This is a genomic window from Streptomyces sp. SD15 (genome assembly GCF_054462255.1).
In genome coordinates, this window is record NZ_JBTLMO010000008.1 from 122,912 (window position 1) to 141,506 (window position 18,595).

15 protein-coding genes are annotated in these 18,595 nt (G+C 70.0%); 14 read left to right on the forward strand and 1 reads right to left on the reverse strand.

The genetic code is table 11. The annotated features are described in order from the left end of the window. Positions 1-113: 113 nt before the first annotated feature. The 6 genes from ACX28W_RS10770 to ACX28W_RS10795 are packed head-to-tail and all read left to right on the forward strand — an operon-like array spanning position 114 to position 9,565. The gene (locus tag ACX28W_RS10770) at positions 114-1,403 is read left to right on the forward strand and encodes an ABC transporter substrate-binding protein (RefSeq protein ID WP_458998656.1); all 1,290 of its coding nucleotides are present in this window, start codon (positions 114-116) and stop codon (positions 1,401-1,403) included. Between the two features lie 8 nt (positions 1,404-1,411). After that, complete coding sequence (locus tag ACX28W_RS10775) at positions 1,412-2,305, forward strand: carbohydrate ABC transporter permease (RefSeq protein ID WP_458998657.1); 894 nt, start codon at positions 1,412-1,414, stop codon at positions 2,303-2,305. Beyond that, positions 2,302-3,219 (forward strand): carbohydrate ABC transporter permease, encoded by a 918-nt coding sequence (locus ACX28W_RS10780; protein ID WP_458998658.1) that lies wholly within the window; start codon positions 2,302-2,304, stop codon positions 3,217-3,219. Before ACX28W_RS10775 ends, ACX28W_RS10780 begins: the two co-directional genes overlap by 4 nt. Positions 3,220-3,249: 30 nt before the next feature. Next, positions 3,250-4,482 (forward strand): glycoside hydrolase 5 family protein, encoded by a 1,233-nt coding sequence (locus ACX28W_RS10785; protein ID WP_458998659.1) that lies wholly within the window; start codon positions 3,250-3,252, stop codon positions 4,480-4,482. Between the two features lie 29 nt (positions 4,483-4,511). Then, positions 4,512-6,518 carry an endo-beta-N-acetylglucosaminidase gene (locus ACX28W_RS10790; RefSeq protein WP_458998660.1) on the forward strand — a complete coding sequence of 669 codons (2,007 nt, stop codon included), beginning with the start codon at positions 4,512-4,514 and terminating at the stop codon, positions 6,516-6,518. 29 nt (positions 6,519-6,547) lie between these two features. Beyond that, positions 6,548-9,565, forward strand: coding sequence for an alpha-mannosidase (locus ACX28W_RS10795; RefSeq protein WP_458998661.1), 3,018 nt, complete (start codon positions 6,548-6,550; stop codon positions 9,563-9,565). A gap of 106 nt (positions 9,566-9,671) precedes the next feature. On the opposite strand, the gene ACX28W_RS10800 is transcribed toward ACX28W_RS10795, so the two are convergent. Further along, complete coding sequence (locus ACX28W_RS10800; protein WP_458998662.1) at positions 9,672-10,409, reverse strand: FadR/GntR family transcriptional regulator; 738 nt, start codon at positions 10,407-10,409, stop codon at positions 9,672-9,674. Between the two features lie 193 nt (positions 10,410-10,602). Between ACX28W_RS10800 and ACX28W_RS10805 the strand changes: the two genes are divergently transcribed. The 8 genes from ACX28W_RS10805 (at position 10,603) to ACX28W_RS10840 (ending at position 18,530) form a co-directional block, all read left to right on the forward strand. Continuing rightward, entirely contained in the window at positions 10,603-11,673 is a 1,071-nt protein-coding gene (locus ACX28W_RS10805) for a sugar ABC transporter substrate-binding protein (protein WP_458998663.1), read from the forward strand. Further along, positions 11,670-13,163 carry a sugar ABC transporter ATP-binding protein gene (locus ACX28W_RS10810; protein ID WP_458998664.1) on the forward strand — a complete coding sequence of 498 codons (1,494 nt, stop codon included), beginning with the start codon at positions 11,670-11,672 and terminating at the stop codon, positions 13,161-13,163. Before ACX28W_RS10805 ends, ACX28W_RS10810 begins: the two co-directional genes overlap by 4 nt. Next, on the forward strand, positions 13,156-14,190 hold the full coding sequence (locus ACX28W_RS10815; RefSeq protein WP_458998665.1) for an ABC transporter permease: 1,035 nt from the start codon (positions 13,156-13,158) through the stop codon (positions 14,188-14,190). Before ACX28W_RS10810 ends, ACX28W_RS10815 begins: the two co-directional genes overlap by 8 nt. A gap of 87 nt (positions 14,191-14,277) precedes the next feature. Next, a complete protein-coding gene (locus ACX28W_RS10820) occupies positions 14,278-15,648 on the forward strand; it encodes an L-fuconate dehydratase (RefSeq protein ID WP_458998666.1) in 1,371 nt (456 codons plus the stop codon). Then, on the forward strand, positions 15,645-16,403 hold the full coding sequence (locus ACX28W_RS10825) for an SDR family NAD(P)-dependent oxidoreductase (protein WP_458998667.1): 759 nt from the start codon (positions 15,645-15,647) through the stop codon (positions 16,401-16,403). Before ACX28W_RS10820 ends, ACX28W_RS10825 begins: the two co-directional genes overlap by 4 nt. Then, the gene (locus tag ACX28W_RS10830) at positions 16,400-17,386 is read left to right on the forward strand and encodes an aldo/keto reductase (protein ID WP_458998668.1); all 987 of its coding nucleotides are present in this window, start codon (positions 16,400-16,402) and stop codon (positions 17,384-17,386) included. The genes ACX28W_RS10825 and ACX28W_RS10830 overlap by 4 nt, the downstream gene beginning before the upstream one ends. Next, complete coding sequence (locus ACX28W_RS10835) at positions 17,383-17,697, forward strand: L-rhamnose mutarotase (protein ID WP_458998669.1); 315 nt, start codon at positions 17,383-17,385, stop codon at positions 17,695-17,697. Before ACX28W_RS10830 ends, ACX28W_RS10835 begins: the two co-directional genes overlap by 4 nt. Beyond that, entirely contained in the window at positions 17,682-18,530 is an 849-nt protein-coding gene (locus ACX28W_RS10840; RefSeq protein ID WP_458998670.1) for an amidohydrolase family protein, read from the forward strand. Before ACX28W_RS10835 ends, ACX28W_RS10840 begins: the two co-directional genes overlap by 16 nt. Positions 18,531-18,595 lie beyond the last annotated feature (65 nt).

Below are 18,595 nucleotides of genomic sequence, written 5' to 3' on the forward strand. Positions count from 1 at the left end.
GGACTAATGGTGAAGCATTTCCTTTAGTCAGTGCGAATCCATTGACTTTTCTCAAACCCGGCGGGCAAGGTCTGCCACTACCACTCGTCGACGCGCAAGGGAGTCGTGTCACCGTGCCCATACCCCGCAGAGCACTCGCCGCTGTCGCTGTCGCCGTCGTCCTGCCGCTGAGCGCCTGCGGCTCCGGGGGCGACGGCGGCGGCTCGACGGACGCCTCCGGCAAGGTCGAGGGCGACATCACCTTCCAGACCTGGAACCTGAGGGCCAACTTCACGTCGTACTTCGAGGGCGTGATCGCCGATTTCGAGAAGAAGTACCCCGGCACCCATGTGAAGTGGGTCGACCAGCCCGCCGAGGGCTACGCCGACAAGATCAGCGCGGACGCGGCCGGCGGCACCCTGCCCGACGTCGTCAACGTGTCGCCGGACCTCGTCGCCCCGCTCGCCAAGGCGGGCCTCGCGCTCGACCTCGACAAATCCGCCGCGCAGTACAAGAAGGAGTACCTCGACGGCGCCTGGGCCAGCCACCAGATACCGGGCATGACCGGGACGTACGCCTTCCCCTGGTACCTCAACACCGGCCCGCTCTTCTACAACAAGTCGCTCTTCGAGGAGGCCGGACTCGACGCCTCCGCGCCGCCGACGACGTACGACGAACTCTTCGCCGACGCCCTGGAACTGGCGCGGAAGAGTGACGGCAAGGTCGCCACGCTCGCCAACGTGCCCACCGTCGAGGACTTCGGGCGCTACGGCGTCGAGCTGATGAACGAGGAGGGTACCGCCTTCGCCTTCAACGACGCGAAGGGTGTCGAACTCCTCTCCAGGTACAAGGAGTTGTACGACGCGAAGGCGCTGGACTCGCAGGCGCTGACCGCGACCCCCGAGTCGTCCGGCAAGAAGTTCCTCACCGGGGCCGTCGCCATGAACCCGGGCAGCGCCCTGGACCTCGGCAACTTCAAGAAGCAGGCGCCGAACCTGTACAAGAACATCGGCATCACGGACCAGATCACCAGCACCGGCAAGGTGAACATGTACGTGATGGGCGTGATGGTCAACTCGCGCACCCGGCACACGCCCGCCGCGGTCGCCTTCGCGCACTACGTCACCGACGCGCAGAACCAGATGTCGTTCGCCAAGAAGGTCGCGATCTTCCCCAGCACCGCCGGCTCGCTCGACGACCCGTACTTCACCAAGGAGGACGGGACCGACGAGACGCGGGTGCGGATCGCCGCCGCCAAGTCCCTGAAGAACGCGGTCAATTACACGCCGGTCCTGTTCAGCGAGCAGATGAAGACCGCGTTGCGCAACGAGGTCGCCAAGGCGCTCCAGGGCAAGGAGAGCCCCAAGGAAGCCCTTGACAACGCTGTCAAGGCCTGCGACCGACTGCTCCAGCAGCAGGGCTGAACCGGCACATGGTGAGTTCGACCGTGACGCGCGTACGGCGTCATCTGCCCACCAGTCCCGGGCTGTTCGCAGCCCCCGGGCTGGCGATCACCGGCGTCTTCATCCTGTACCCGTTCGTCTCGACGCTGGTCAACGCCTTCACCGACCGCCGGACCCTGATCCCCGGCCACTTCGTCGGCCTGGCCAATTTCCGGGAGCTGCTGCACGACGAGATGTTCTGGATCGGCCTGCGCAACAGCACGCTGTACGTGGTCGGGGTCGTCCCCGCGTTGGTCCTGCTGCCGCTGCTGCTCGCCCTGCTGGTCCAGAAGAACATCCCCGGCATCACCTTCTTCCGGTCGGCCTTCTACACCCCGGTGGTCGCCTCCATCGTCGTGGTCGGTCTGATCTGGGTGTGGCTCCTGGACGAACGCGGCCTGGTGAACTCGCTGTTGGAGGCGATCGGCGTCGGCAAGGTCGGCTTCCTCAGCGATCAGTGGCTGCTCCTGCTGAGCGCCATGGCCGTCACGGTCTGGAAGGGCCTCGGCTACTACATGATCATTTATCTGGCCGCGCTCGCCAACGTGCCGCGCGAGCTGCATGAGGCCGCCTCGGTGGACGGCGCGGGCGCGGTGCGCCGCTTCCTCAACGTCACCGTGCCCGCCGTCCGCTCCACCATGGTGCTGGTCGGCGCACTCTCCTCGGTCGCCGCCTTCAAGGTGTTCTCCGAGGTCTATCTGATGGCCGGCCCGGACGGCGGCCCGGCGGGCGAGGACACCACCCTCGTCATGCTCGTCCAGCGCACCGGCACCGGACTCACCGGCCGCGTCGGCTACGCCTCCGCCCTCTCGGTGGTCGTCTTCGTCGTCACTGTCGCGCTGATGCTGCTCGTCCTGCGCGCCGACCGGAAGGAGGGCGCGTGAGCGTGCTGGAGAAGGAGACGCGGCCCGTCGAGCGGCGTCCGGTGGCGGATCGCAGACCCCGTCGCCGTATCACCGAAGAGCACGGCCGCACGATCCGTGTCTGGGAACTCGCCCTGCGCTACCTGCTGTTGCTCGCCGTATTCGCCCTGACCGTCGGCCCGTTCCTGTGGCAGCTGTCCACTTCACTCAAGGGCCCGACCGAGGACATCTTCAGCTCGCCGCCCAAGTTCCTGCCGGGCGAGCCGACGCTGCACAACTACCAGCGGGTCGCCGACACCATCCCCGTCTGGGACTACGCCCTCAACTCGCTCAAGGTCGCGGGCGCCAACGTCGTGACGAACTGCGTCGGTTCGGCCCTCGCGGGCTACGCCCTGGCCCGGCTGCGCTACCGCGGCCGACGCGTCGCCACCCTCGTCTTCATCCTCGCGATGCTGGTCCCCGTCGAGGGCATCATCATCGCCCAGTTCACGACCATGCGTGAGCTCGGCCTGAACAACACGCTCATCGGGGTCGTTCTGCCTGGCTGCATCGGCGCCATGAACGTCCTGCTGATGCGCAACGCCTTCCTCAACCTCCCGTACGAGATCGAGGAGGCGGCCTTCGTGGACGGGGCGAACGCCTGGCAGCGGTTCCTGCGGATCGCGCTCCCGTCGGTGAAGGGCACCGTCGCCGTCGTCGCGATCTTCGCCTTCATGGGTGCCTGGGACGACTTCCTGTGGCCGCTCATCGTGCTCAGCGATCCCTCGAAGTTCACCCTCACCATCGGCCTCAACTATCTGCACGGCACCTTCGCGAACGACGAACGGCTCGTCGCAGCGGGCACGATCATCGCCGTGGCACCGCTGATCGCCCTCTTCGCCTGTCTCCAGCGGTACTTCTTCCGCGGCGTCGGTGAGGGCGCCGTCAAGGGCTGAACTCCCGTACCCCCGTTCCAAGGACTCCGCATGCCTGCTGTCGTGCGCTTCGGCGTCAACTACACCCCGAGCGCTGGGTGGTTCCACCACTGGCTCGACTTCGACCTCGACTCCGTACGCGCCGATCTCGACTCGATTGCCGCGCTCGGCCTCGACCACATCCGGGTCTTCCCGCTGTGGCCCTACTTCCAGCCCAACCGCACCCTGATCCGCCCACGCGCCGTCGAGCAACTCGTCACGCTCGCCGACGCGGCCGCCGAACGCGGGCTCGACGTCAACGTCGACGGTCTGCAGGGGCACTTGTCGAGCTTCGACTTCCTGCCCGCGTGGACGCGGACCTGGCACCGGCGGAACATCTTCACCGATCCTGATGTGGTCGACGGGGAGGCGGAGTATCTGCGCACCCTGGCCGCCGCGCTCGCCGACCGGCCGAACTTCATCGGGATGACGATCGGCAACGAGGTCAACCAGTTCGCGGCGGGGCCGCATCCCGACCCCGACCGCATCACGCCCGAGCAGGCCTCCCGGTGGCTGACGCGGCTGCTCGCCGCCTGCGAGGAGGGTGCGCCGGGCAAGCTGCATCTCCATGCCTCCTACGACGCCGCCTGGTACCAGGACGACCAGCCGTTCATGCCCGAGCACTCGGCCCGCCTCGGCGCGGTCACCGCCGTGCACTCGTGGGTGTTCAACGGGACGGCGCAGCGCCACGGCCGTACGGGCGTCGCCACCGAGCACCATGCCGCGTATCTGATCGAGCTGTCCAAGGCGTGGGCGGATGATCCGCACCGCCCGGTCTGGCTCCAGGAGGTCGGCGCGCCGGCCCCGCTGATCCCCGCCGAGCACGCGGCCGCCTTCACCGAGGCGACCGTCGCGAACGCGCTCGACTGCCCGGATGTGTGGGGCGTGACCTGGTGGTGCTCGCACGACGTCAGCCGAGACCTCGCCGACTTTCCCGAACTGGAATACAGCCTCGGCCTGTTGACCAGCGACCGGCGGACCAAGCCGACGGGTCACGCCCTCGCGCGGATCGCCGAGGCGCGGCGTTTCAGGGCCCCTGCCCCCCGTACGACCGCCCTGGTCGTGGACACCGCGCAGCAGCGCTCCGCGTGCGCCCCCGGCGGCCCCGTCTTCGAGGCCTTCGCCCGGCTGACCGCCGACGGAGCCCGTCCCACCACCGTTCTCGCGAGCCGCGCCGACGACAAGGAACACCTCGCGGCCCGTGGCATCACCGAAGTCGTCACCCCCGAGCAGGTCACCGAGTAGCCCGTCCCCACGACGATACGGAGCACACAGTGAACCTCAGCAGACGCACCCTCCTGCTCGCGGGAGCCGCCGCGGCGCTCACCCCCGCGCTGCCCGGCCCCGCGACCGCCGCCGACCGCGACCTCCAGCCGTACGCCTCCTACTGGTACCCGGACTCGCTTCCCTCGGGTACCCCGGGCACCGGCATCACCTGGCGCAGTCTCAAGGCCTGGAACGCCGCCGCCGACACCGACCTGGCGTTCAACGCGGCGTCCGTGCCGCTCGCCGCGCGCTTCACCCCGACCCCCGCGAACACGACGGCCCGCGCCGGCCAGGCCCGCATCCAGTCCCTCGTCTCCTTCGGGCCCACGTCGAGCAACCCCTCGCAGGGCGCGGCCACCGCCGACTACTACGCCCTCACCCACTGGGCCTACCTCGACGAACTCGTCTTCTGGGGCGGCTCGTCGGGCGAGGGCCTGATCCTCGCGCCGAACGCCCCGATCGTGGACGCGGCCCACCGCCACGGCGTACCCGTCCTCGGCAACGTCTTCCTGCCCCCGGTCGCCTACGGCGGACAGCTCCAGTGGACCCGCGACCTGGTGCAGAAGGACGCGACCGGGCACTACCCGCTGGCCGCCCAACTGGTCGCGGTCGCGGCCGCGTACGGCTTCGACGGGTGGTTCGTCAACGCCGAGACCAGCGGCGGCAACACCGCGCTCGCCACCGACATGCTCGGCTTCCTGCGCGAGTTGAAGGTGCTCGGGAGGGCCCAGGGGCAGCGCGTCACCTGGTACGACTCGATGACCGTGAGCGGGTCGGTGAGCTGGCAGGGCGCGCTGAACAACCAGAACAGGCCGTTCTTCGAGGCCGCGGACTCCCTGTTCGTCGACTTCCGCTGGTCCCCGAGCGGTCTGGCCTCGTCGGCGACGACGGCTCAGCAACTCGGGCGCAGTCCCTACGAGTTGTGGGCGGGCGTCGATGTCGAAGCCAATGGCACGAGCAAGTCCGTCAATTGGGATGCCATCGTGCCGACCACCAGATCACACGTCGTCTCCGTGGGCTTCTACCGACCCGAGTGGACCCGCAACCACCTGCCCGCGAACCGCACTCCCGGTGACTTCCACGCCGCCGACGACACCTTCTGGACGGGCGCCTCCCTCGACCCCTCCAAGCCGGACACGAGCGCCGGTTGGCGGGCCCCGGCGCTCTGGGTCGCCGACCGTTCGACCGTCGGCTCCCTCCCCTTCGCGACCGTCTTCAACACCGGCCACGGACTGAAGTGGTACGAGGACGGCGAGGCCGGCTCGGACGCCGAATGGAACCACCTCGGCCTGCAGGACCGGCTGCCGTCCCGCCGCTGGGTCGTGCGGACGACCGGTCGACGCCCCTCCGTCTCCTTCGACTTCGCCGCCGCCTGGCGCGGCGGCAGCAGCCTGCTCGTCGACGGCGCCCTCGACGCGCCGACCACGCTGGACCTCTACGCGACCCGGCTGCCGCTCGGCGCCGACACGGTGGTCGAGCTGACCCACCGCACGGACGCGGGCAGCGCCTCCGTGGAGCTGGCCGTCGCCACCGCCGAGCCGAGCGGGGCAGGAGCGGCGCCCCCGTACACGTACTTCCCCGTGTCGCCCTCGGGGGACGGCTGGGGAACGTCCACCGTGCGGCTGAGCGGACTGTCGGGGACGGTGTACGCGCTGGGCGTCCGGCTGACCGCGAGCAGTGGGCCCGTGCGATGGCGGCTGGGAGCGCTCGCGGTCCGGGACGCGGTGGCGAACCCCGCGAACCCCGACGCGCCGACCGACCTGCGCGTCACCGACGCGGACGGCGGCAGCCTGCGCTTCGCGTGGCAGGGTGCCCCCAGTGACGTACGCCACTACGAGCTGTACCGGACGCTCCCCGACGGCACGCGCCGCTTCCTCGGCGGCACCTGTCAGACCGCGTTCCAAGTCGGCGGTCTCACCCCTGAGCAGGGGGAGGTCTCCGCAGGATTCGAACTGCGTGCGGTGGGGGAGCTGTTCACCGTCTCGACCGCCGCCACCACGACCCACACCTGGTAGCCAGCACTCTCACCCCACGGAGCACCCGCATGCATGACGACCGCACACTGGTCGAAGCCCGCCTCAAGCGCGTCCTCGACGAACGCATCCGACCCGCCGTGTACCCCGAGTCCGTACCCCTGGAAGTGGCGGTGTGGCACGCGCCCGGCGAGCCGGTGCCCGTCGCCGAGGGGCTCGCGGCCGCACCGGAGCCGATCGAGGTGGGCGCGCGCTGGGGTGCTCCGTGGGGCACCAGCTGGTTCCGGGTCACCGGGACCGTCCCCGAGACGTGGGCCGGCCGGACGGTCGAGGCTCTGCTGGACCTCGGCTTCGACGAGAACATGCCCGGCTTCCAGTGCGAGGGGCTGGTCTACCGGCCCGACGGCACTCCGGTGAAGGGACTCAACCCGCGCAACCAGTGGGTGCGTATCGGCGCGCCGGTCGAGGGCGGGGAGGAGGTCCGGCTGCACATCGAAGCCGCGTCCAACCCGGTGATCCTGGACTACCACCCCTTCCTGCCCACCCAGTTGGGCGACAAGGAGACCGCGGGCAATGAGCCCCAGTACACGCTCGCGCGGATGGACCTCGCCGTCCTGGACGAGACCGTGTGGGAGCTGGTGCTCGACCTGGAGGTGCTCGGCGAGCTGATGGCCGAGCTGCCGGTGGAGTCCGCGCGGCGCTGGGACATCCTGCGCGCGGTGGAGCGGGCGCTCGACGCGGTCGACCTCCAGGATGTCAACGGGACGGCAGCCGCGGCGCGTTCATGGCTGGCAGGAGTGCTCGCCGAACCCGCGGCGCCCTCCGCGCACCGAATCAGCGCCGTCGGGCACGCGCACATCGACTCCGCGTGGCTGTGGCCGCTGCGGGAGACGGTCCGCAAGGTGGCCCGGACGACCTCCAACATGACCGCGCTCATCGAGGACGAGCCCGAGTTCATCTTCGCCATGTCGCAGGCCCAGCAGTGGGCGTGGGTGAAGGAACACCGGCCCGAGGTGTGGGCCCGGGTGAAGAAGGCCGTCGCCGACGGGCGGTTCGTGCCCGCGGGCGGTATGTGGGTCGAGTCCGACACGAACATGCCGGGCTCAGAGGCGATGGCCCGTCAGTTCGTGCACGGCAAGCGGTTCTTCCTCGACGAGTTCGGTATCGAGAACGACGAGGCCTGGCTCCCCGACACCTTCGGCTTCGCCGCCGGACTCCCGCAGATCATCAAGGCGGCGGGATCCAAGTGGCTGCTCACGCAGAAGATCTCCTGGTCCCGGACCAACAAGTTCCCGCACCACACCTTCCAGTGGGAGGGCATCGACGGCACCCGAATCTTCACCCACTTCCCGCCCGTCGACACCTACAACTGCTCCATGCGGGGCGCCGAACTCGCCCACGCCGCCAAGAACTTCAAGGACAAGGGGGCCGCCCGGCACTCCCTCGCACCCACCGGCTGGGGCGACGGAGGCGGCGGCACCACCCGCGAGATGGTCGCCAAGGCGGCCCGGCTTCGTGACCTCGAGGGCTCCCCGACCGTGGTGTGGGAGACACCGACGGAGTTCTTCAAGAAGGCCGAGGCCGAGTACGCCAACGCCCCTGTGTGGGTCGGCGAGTTGTATCTCGAACTGCACCGAGCCACCCTCACCAGCCAGGCCAGGACCAAACAGGGCAACCGCCGCAGTGAGCATCTTCTGCGCGAGGCTGAACTGTGGGCGGCGACCGCGGCCGTTCGGACCGGATTCCCCTATCCGTACGAGGAGTTGGACCGCATCTGGAAGACGGTGCTGCTCCACCAGTTCCACGACATCCTGCCCGGCTCGTCCATCGCCTGGGTGCACCGGGAGGCCCGCAGGACCTACGAGCGGATCGCCGAGGAGCTGAACGGCATCATCGACGGGGCGCAGCGCGCGCTGGCCGGCGAGGGGTCCATGGAACTCGTCTTCAACTCCGCGCCGCACCGGCGCGACGCGGTCCCGGCGGGTGGGGCCCTCCCGGCAGCGGTCGAGAGCGAGGTCGCGCTCGCACCGCGTGTGAACGGCGGCTACGTCCTCGACAACGGCCTGCTGCGGGTCGAGATCGACGCCCGGGGACTCGTCGTCTCCGCGTACGACATCGACGCCGACCGCGAGACGATCGCCCCGGGGTGCGTGGCGAACCTGCTCCAGCTCCACCCCGACTTCCCGAACATGTGGGACGCCTGGGACGTCGACGCGTTCTACCGCAACACGGTCACCGACCTGGTCGACGTCGACGAGGTCGGCCTCGGCGCGGACGGCGTGTCGGTCCGGATCGTGCGATCCTTCGGCGCGTCGCGGGTCACCCAGGTGCTGTCGCTCGCGCCGGGGGAGCGGCGGCTCGGCATCGACACCGAGGTCGACTGGCACGAGACCGAGAAGTTCCTGAAGCTCGCCTTCCCGCTCGACGTGCACGCCGATCGGTACGCGTCCGAGACCCAGTTCGGGCACTTCTACCGGCCGACGCACACCAACACGTCATGGGAGGCCGCCAAGTTCGAGGCGTGCAACCACCGGTTCGTGCACATCGACGAGCCGGGCTGGGGTGTAGCGATCGTCAACGACTCGACGTACGGCCATGACGTGACGCGTACCGTTCGCGACAGCGACTCCGGCACGACCACCACCGTGCGTGTCTCGCTGCTGCGCGCCCCGCGCTTCCCGGACCCCGAGACCGACCAGGGCGTCCACCACTTCCGGCATGCGCTGGTGCCGGGGGCCGGGATCGGGGACGCGGTGCGTGAGGGGTGGCGGATCAATCTGCCGGAGCGGCGGATGAGCGGCGCGCGGGAGGTCGCGCCGCTGGTGGGTGTCGCGCAGGACGCGGTCGTGGCGACCGCCGTCAAGCTCGCCGACGACGGCAGCGGGGATGTGGTCGTACGCTTCCACGAGTCCCGAGGCGGGCGCACGAGGGCCACGCTGACGGCGGGCTTCGAGATCGGGGGAGTGACGGTGACGGACCTGCTGGAGCGGCCCCTCGCGGAAGCTGCGACACCGCGGCGCGACGGCGACCGGGTCACCCTGTCACTGCGCCCCTTCGAGCTGGTGACGCTGCGGCTGACGCGGGCGTGACCGCCGCACGGGCGGCGGACCCGGCTAGGACCTGTCCGGCCGATCACGGCGGAGGACAGCTGCGGTGCCACACCCCGCGTCTCCGGCGTGATCGGCCGGACAGGTCCTAGTGCGTGAGCTGGGTCCGCAGCCACTGTTCCACCTCGCCCACGTGCGCGGCGGCGGCCGCCCTGGCCGCCTCCGGGTCGTGGGCCACCAGCGCGCGGTGGATCGCCGCGTGCTCGCGGCGTGTGCGCGCGAAGGCGCCCTCCTCCTGGTAGCCGCGCCAGACCCGGGCGCGAAAGGTGCGCGAGGACAGGCCCTCCAGGATGGCGGCCATGGTGTCGTTGCCGGCGGCGGCCGCGATCTCGCGGTGGAAGGCCAGGTCGTGGGCGAGGATCTCCTCCGGATCGTCGGTCGCGTTCATCGCCGTGAGATGTTTCTCGACCTCGGCGAGCTGGTCGGTCGTGATCCGGGCGGCGGCCAGCGCGGTCGCCGTCGACTCCAGGATCCGGCGCACCTCCAGCAGCTCGACCAGCCGCGGGCCGCGCGAGAGATCGGCCACGACACCGAAGGTCTCCAGGAGGTCCCCGGCCTCCAGCTGGGTGACGTAGATGCCCGAGCCGTGCCGGGCCTCCAGCACGCCGAGGACCGTGAGCGCGCGGATCGCCTCGCGCATCGAGCTGCGGGACATGCCCAGCTGGGCGGCGAGATCGCGCTCGGTCGGCAGCCGCTGCCCGGGCTCCAGCCGGCCCTCGCCGATCATCGCCTTGATCCGCTCGATGGCGCGTTGCGTCACCGTGCCCTTCTGTGGGGCGGCATCCGTCCCCCCGGGCTCGGCTCCCTTGGGCAGGGTCTCGTCCACGCCACATCCTCCTGTTGCCGGTGCGCCGCAGTCTAACCACCGATGTGGTCGGACCACTATGGCCGGAAACCGTGAAAATCAGCCGCCGAAGGGTGTTGCGGACCCGAAGTGGTCTGATAAATATTCGTCCCGGCTGGAAGAGGGACCTCCGGCCGCGCGTCCTGTTCGATCTCGCTCAATGAGGAGCCGTCAGATGGCCGGCAGAACCATGCGAAACAGGCGAATCTCGTCACGTGCCGTGCGTGTGGCGGCCGCGGCCGCCTGCGCGACCCTCGTGCTCGCGGCGTGCGGCAGCACCAAGGACTCCGCCTCCTCCGGCGGAGGCGGCGGCACCGGCAAGGTCGGGGTGATCCTGCCCCTGCTGACCTCGCCGTTCTGGCAGTCCTACAACGACTACGTGCCGAAGATGGCGAAGTCCGAAGGGGTCGACGCGCTCAAGACCGTCAACTCCAACAGCGACCCGTCCCAGCAGATCACCGACATCAACAACCAGCTCAACCAGGGCGTGAAAGGCCTCGTCGTGGCCCCCCTGGACAGCGCCGCGATAGCCGCGGGGCTCGATCAGGCCGAACGCAAGGGCGTCCCCGTGGTCGCCGTCGACGTGGCGCCCGACAAGGGCAAGGTCGCCATGGTCGTGCGCGCCAACAACGTCGCGTACGGCGAGAAGGCCTGCGAGTACCTCGGCAAGCAGATCCCCTCCGGCAAGGTGGTGCAGATCATGGGCGACCTGGCCTCCGTCAACGGCCGGGACCGCTCCGAGGCCTTCCGCTCCTGCGTGCAGCAGAAATACCCGAAGCTGAAGGTTCTGGAGATCCCCGCGAAGTGGGAGTCCGACACCGCGGCCTCCAAGCTGGACACCCTGCTGAACGCCAACCCCGACATCAAGGGCATCTACATGCAGGCGGGCGGCGTCTACCTCGCGCCGACCCTGCAGACCCTCAAGTCCAAGGGCATGCTGAAGAAGACGGGCCAGGCGGGCCACATCACGATCGTCTCGAACGACGGCATCCCGCAGGAGTTCGACGCCATCCGCAAGGGTGAGATCGACGCCACCGTCTCCCAGCCGGCCGACGCGTACGCCAAGTACGGCATGTACTACATCAAAGCCGCGATGCAGGGGAAGACGTTCAAGACCGGCCCGACCGACCACGACTCCGAGATCGTCAAGCTGCCCAGCGGCATCCTGGAGGACCAGCTGCCCGCGCCGCTGGTGACCAAGGACAACGTCGACGACCCCGAGCTCTGGGGCAACACGGTCAAATGAGCACCCCACTGGTGGAGGCGCGGGGGATAGCCAAGCGGTACGGTCCCACCGTCGCCCTCCAAGACGGCCGACTCACCGTGCTGCCGGGTGAGTCCCACGCCCTCGTCGGGCGCAACGGCGCGGGCAAGTCCACCCTCGTCACCATCCTCACCGGCCTGCAGGCCCCCGACGAGGGCACGGTCCGCTTCGACGGCGAGCCCGCGCCCCCGCTCGCCGACCGCGACGCGTGGCGCCGCAAGGTGGCATGCGTCTACCAGAAGCCCACGGTCGTACCGGAGTTGACGGTCGCCGAGAACCTCTTCATCAACCGGCAGCCCGTCGGGCGCGGCGGCTTCATCAGCTGGCGCAGGCTGCGGGCCGAAGCGGCCGAGGTCCTCGAGACCTGGGACGTGCATGTCGACCCCGAGGCCCGCACCGCCGACCTCAAGGTCGAGGACCGCCAAATGGTCGAGATCGCCCGGGCCTTGAGCTTCGGCGCCCGGTTCATCGTCCTCGACGAACCGACCGCGCAGCTCGACAACCGGGAGATCGAGCGGCTCTTCACCCGGATGCGCGCGCTCCAGGAGTCCGGTGTCACCTTCCTGTTCATCTCGCACCACCTCCAGGAGGTGTACGAGGTGTGTCAGACGGTTACCGTGCTGCGCGACGCCCGCTGGATCACCACCGCGCCGGTTGCCGAACTCCCGCGCCCGGCGCTGGTGGAGGCCATGGCGGGCGAGTCGATCGCCGATCACGTGACCTCGCGTCGGTCCGTGGCGGCCGACGCGCAGGTGATGCTCGACACTCGGGGGCTCACCTCGGACGCGTACGAGGACATCGACCTGACCGTCCGCCGCGGCGAGGTCCTCGGCCTCGCCGGCTCCAGCGGCAGCGGCAAGATCGAGCTGGCCGAGTCCTTCGCCGGACTGCACACGCCGACCGCCGGAACCGCCCGACTGGGCGACGAGGAGCTTCCGTTCGGTGATGTGCAGGCCGCGCTCAAGGCGGGCGTCGGCTGCGTTCCGCGCGACCGGCACCAGCAGGGTCTCGTCGCCGGCATGACCATCGGCGACAACACCACCATGAGCGTCCTGAACCGGCTCGGCCGCTACGGCTTCATCGGCACCGCCCGCAAACGCGCCTTCGCCACCGAGCTGATCGAACGCCTCGACATCCATACCGAAGGCCCCGAGCAGCCCGTCTCGGACCTGTCCGGCGGCAACGCGCAGAAGGTCGTCATGGCCCGCGCACTCGCCTCCGACCCCCGCCTCCTCGTCCTCATCAACCCCACCGCGGGTGTCGACGTGAAGTCCAAGGAGTCACTGCTGTCCCGTATGGACAGCGCCCGCGAGGACGGCACCGCCGTACTCGTCGTCTCCGACGAACTCGACGACCTGCGCCGCTGCGACCGCGTCCTGGTCCTCTTCCACGGCCGCGTCGTCGCCGAGCACCCGGTCGGCTGGCACGACCACGAGCTGATCGCCTCCATCGAAGGAGTGGACCATGGCTGACACGAAGGCCCCGTCGGCCTCGTCACCCACCTCCGTGCGAGCCCCCGACGCGCAGGCCGCCAAGACCGTGCTGCTCCGTCGGGCCCGCGAACTCGCCCTCGTACCCGCTCTGTTGGTGCTTCTGGTACTCGGCGCGATCGTCAACGACTCGTTCCTCACCGAACGGAACCTGATCTCCATCCTCGGCGCCTCCGCGGCGCTCGCAATGGTGGTCCTCGCCGAGTCGTTGGTGCTGATCACCGGCAAGATCGACCTGTCGCTGGAGTCGGTGGTCGGCATCGCGCCCGCCGTCGGCGCCCTGCTGGTACTGCCCGCCGCGCAGTCCGGCTGGGGCACCGAGTGGTCGGCCGCGCTCGCCCTCGTCGCGGTCCTCGTCGTGGGCGGGGTCATCGGCGCCTTCAACGGCGTCCTCGTGGTGAAGTTCAAGCTCAACGCCTTCATCGTCACCCTCGCGATGCTGATCGTGCTGCGCGGTCTGCTGGTCGGTGCCACCAAGGGCAAGACGCTGTTCGGCATGCCCGACGCGTTCTTCTCCCTGGCCACATCCACCTTCCTGCGCGTCCCGCTGTCGGTGTGGCTGGCCGCGGTCTCCTTCGGCGTCGCCGGGCTGATCCTCAAGTACCACCGGGTCGGCCGCGCCCTGTACGCGATCGGCGGCAACGCGGAGGCGGCCCGCGCGGCCGGTATCCGCGTCGACCGGATGCTGCTCGGGGTGTCCGTCGTCGCGGGCGTCCTCGCCGCGGTCGGCGGGATCATGCAGACCGGTTACGTCGGCGCGATCAGTGCCAACCAGGGCAACAACATGATCTTCACGGTGATGGCGGCGGCGGTCATCGGCGGTATCAGCCTCGACGGCGGCAAGGGCACCATGTTCGGCGCCCTGACCGGCGTACTCCTCCTCGGCGTGGTGCAGAACCTGCTCACGCTCGCCCAGGTGCCGTCCTTCTGGATCCAGGCCATCTACGGCGGAATCATCCTGGTCGCCCTGATGATCGCCCGCGTGACCACCGGCCGCGCCCAGGACTGACCCCCTCCTTCGATTTCGTACGGAACCCAGGATCCACGGATCCACGGCCCCCTCCGTACGCCCCTGTCCCGGACCGAAAGGCCTCCCGTGTCCCCAACTGCCGCTCGCATCACCGCGGTCGACACCTACGACATCCGTTTCCCCACCTCGCGCGAGCTCGACGGCTCCGACGCGATGAACCCGGACCCCGACTACTCGGCAGCGTACGTCGTGCTGCGCAGCGACGCGGCCGACTGTCCCGAGGGGCACGGCTTCACCTTCACCATCGGGCGGGGCAACGATGTCCAGGTCGCCGCGATCGAGGCGCTGCGCGGGCATGTGGTCGGACGGTCCGTCCAGGAGCTGTGCGCCGACCCGGGCGCCCTTGCCCGGGACCTGATCGGGGACAGCCAGCTGCGCTGGCTCGGGCCCGAGAAGGGCGTGATGCACATGGCGATCGGCGCCGTCGTCAACGCCGTGTGGGACCTGGCCGCCAAGCGCGCCGAGAAGCCGCTGTGGCAGCTGCTCGCCGACGCCGAACCGGAGTGGCTGGTCCGCCAGGTCGACTTCCGCTACCTCACGGACGCCCTCACGCCGGAGGAGGCGCTGGACCTGCTGCGCCGCGGCCGTCAGGGCGCCGCCAAGCGCGCCGCGATCCTCCGGGAGAGAGGCTTCCCCGCCTACACCACCTCGCCCGGCTGGCTCGGCTACAGCGACGAGAAGCTCACCCGCCTCGCCGCCGAGGCCGTCGCCGACGGGTTCCGGCAGATCAAGTTGAAGGTGGGCGCCGATCTGGCGGACGACGTACGTCGCTGCCGCGTCGCCCGCTCGGCCGTCGGCCCCGACATCCGCATCGCGATCGACGCCAACCAGCGCTGGAACGTGGACGAGGCGATCGCCTGGACCAAGGCCCTCGCCGAGTTCGAGCCCTACTGGATCGAGGAGCCCACCAGCCCCGACGACGTCCTCGGCCATGCCGCCGTCCGCAAGGCCGTCGCCCCCGTCAAGGTCGCCACCGGCGAGCACGTCCAGAACCGCGTCGTCTTCAAGCAGCTCCTCCAGTCCGACGCCATCGACGTCCTGCAGATCGACGCGGCCCGTGTCGCCGGAGTCAACGAGAACCTCGCCATCCTGCTCCTCGCGGCCAAGTTCGGGGTGCCCGTCTGCCCGCACGCCGGCGGCGTCGGCCTGTGCGAACTCGTCCAGCACCTGTCGATGTTCGACTTCGTGGCGCTCTCCGGCACCACCGACGACCGGGTCATCGAATACGTCGACCATCTGCACGGCCACTTCCTCGATCCGGTGGTGATCAGGCAGGGTCACTACACGGCACCCACCGCGCCGGGATTCTCCGCGACCATGCGACCGGAGTCCATCGCGGAGTTCACCTACCCCGGCGGCACCTTCTGGGCCGCCGACCTCGCCCAACAGAAGTCCGACAACCAGACGAGCGAAAAGCAGAAGGGGGAAGTCGCGTGACCGCCGACTTCGAAGGTCTCAAGGCGCTGGTGACCGGTGGCGCCTCCGGCATCGGCCGCGCCACCGCCGAGCTGCTCGCCGCCCGCGGAGCCCAGGTCGCCGTCCTCGACCTGGACCCCTCGACGGTCGAGAAGCCCCTGCTCGGCTACCGTGCCGACGTCACCGACGACGCCTCCGTACGCCAGGCCGTGGCCGCGGCCGTCGCGGACCTCGGCGGACTCGACGTACTGATCAACAACGCGGGGATCGGCGCCCAGGGCACCGTCGAGGACAATGCCGACGACGAGTGGCACCGGGTCCTGGACGTCAACGTCGTCGGCATGGTCCGTACGGCCCGCGCCGCCCTGCCCCACCTGCGGGAGTCCGCGCACGCGGCGATCGTGAACACCTGCTCCATCGCCGCTACCGCCGGGCTGCCGCAGCGCGCCCTGTACTCCGCCACCAAGGGCGCCGTCCTCTCCCTCACCCTCGCCATGGCCGCCGACCACCTCCGCGAAGGCATCCGCGTCAACTGCGTGAACCCCGGCACCGCCGACACGCCCTGGGTCGGCCGCCTCCTCGACACCGCCCCCGACCCGGCCGCCGAACGCGCCGCGCTGGAGGCCCGTCAGCCCTCCGGCCGCCTCGTTTCGGCGGACGAGGTCGCGGGTGCCATCGCCTACTTGGCGAGCCCCCTGTCCGGCGCCACCACCGGCACTGCCCTCGCCGTGGACGGCGGCATGCAGGGGCTGCGGCTGCGCCCGGTGGGCCAGTGAGCACCCTGGGGAGAAGCGGCGTCGCGGTCAGTCCCCTGTCCTTCGGCGCCGCGGGCATCGGCAACCTGTTCACCGCGGTCAGCGACGAGCAGGCGTACGAGGCCGTGGACGCCGCCTGGTCCGGTGGCATCCGCTACTTCGACACCGCGCCGCACTACGGCATCGGCCTCTCCGAACGCCGTCTCGGCGCGGCCCTGCGCGACCGGCCCCGCGCCGAGTACACCGTGTCCACCAAGGTGGGCCGCCGCCTGGAGCCCACGGACAAGGGCGGCGACGACCTCGCCGACGGTTTCGCGGTACCCGCCACGCACCATCGCGTCTGGGACTTCAGCGCCGACGGCGTACGCCGGAGCCTGGAGGCCAGCCTCGAACGGCTCGGTCTCGACCGCGTGGACGTCGTCTACCTCCACGACCCGGACGACCACGCCGAGCAGGCCTTCCGAGAGGGATATCCCGCACTGGAGAAACTCCGCTCGGAAGGCGTGGTGGGCGCCATCGGAGCAGGCATGAACCAGGCCGAGATGCTCACCCGCTTCGTACGCGAGACAGATGTGGACGTGGTGCTCTGCGCGGGCCGCTACACGCTGCTCGACCACGGCGCGCTGGCCGAGCTGCTGCCGGCCGCCGAGGAGCGCGGCACTTCTGTCGTCATCGGCGGCGCCTTCAACTCCGGTCTGCTGGCCGACCCGCGGCCCGGAGCGACGTACAACTACGCGGCGGCGTCGGGCGAGTTGCTGGACCGGGCCCTGCGGCTCAAGACGATCGCTGAGCGGCACGGCACCACCCTGCGCGCCGCCGCGCTCGCCTTCGCCGCCGCCCACCCGGCCGTGGCCAGCGTCCTCGTCGGCGCCCGCTCGCCGTACGAAGTCGGCGACTGCGTGGAGCAGTTCGAAGCGCCGGTCCCCGCCGCGTTCTGGCGGGAGCTGCGGGAGGCGAAACTACTGCCCGAGGACGCCCCCGTACCCGTACAGGATCCGTCATGAGAGTAGCCCTGCACACAAAGGTCCGCGCAGACCGGATCGCCGAGTACGAGACCGCCCACCGAGAGGTCCCCGAAGAACTCACCGCGGCCATCCGTGCCGCCGGAGCCACCTCCTGGACGATCTGGCGCAGCGGTACCGACCTCTTCCACGTCCTGGAGTGCGAGGACTACGGCCGCATGCTCGCCGAACTGGAGAAACTGCCGGTCAACATCGGCTGGCAGGCACGCATGGCCGAACTCCTCGACGTCGTGCACGACTACTCCGACGAGGGCGCGGCTGCCGGGCTTCCCGTCGTATGGGAGTTGCCGTGAGGGTGGACGCGCACCACCACGTGTGGGACCTCTCCGTTCGTGACCAGGACTGGATCGCCGGGCCCGAACTTCAGCCACTGAGGCGGAACTTCGGCGTGACGGACCTCGAACCGGAGGCGCGGGCCGCCGGGGTCGACCGCACCGTCCTCGTACAGACGATCACCGTGCCCGAGGAGACCCCGGAGTTCCTCGCCCTCGCGGAGCGGAGCGAGCTGATCGCGGGGGTGGTGGGCTGGACCGACCTGACACGGCCGGACATCGCCGACGAGCTCGCCCGGCTGCGGGAGCTGCCGGGCGGCCGGTACCTCAAGGGCATCCGGCATCAGGTCCAGGGCGAGCCCGACCCCCAGTGGCTACTGCGTCCGGACGTACGGCGCGGGCTCGCGGCCGTCGCGGCGGCAGGCCTCGTCTACGACCTGGTCGTGCTGCCGCACCAGCTGCCCGCGTGCGTTCGGGCAGCGGCGGATCACCCTGAACTCACCTTCGTCCTGGATCACTTGGGGAAGCCGCCGATCGCCACGGGGGTACTGGAGCCGTGGGCGACGGGCGTGAGGGAGCTGGCCGCGCTTCCCCACACGGTGTGCAAACTGTCCGGCATGGTCACCGAGGCGGATCTCGCGAAGGGGACGGTCGACGAGCTGCGCCCGTACGCGGACACCGTCCTGGAGGCCTTCGGGCCCGGCCGCCTGATGTTCGGCTCCGACTGGCCGGTGTGCACCTTGGCGGCCTCGTACGCCCAAGTGCTCGACACGGCACAGGAGTTGCTCGGTGGGCTGGGTGCGGGAGAGAGTGCCGAGGTCTTCGGCGGCACCGCGACCCGCGTCTACCTTTGATCTTGGCCGGCGCGCCGCCGTTCACGGCGGGGGTGAAGACCACCTCGGAGCTGCTCTGACAGTGA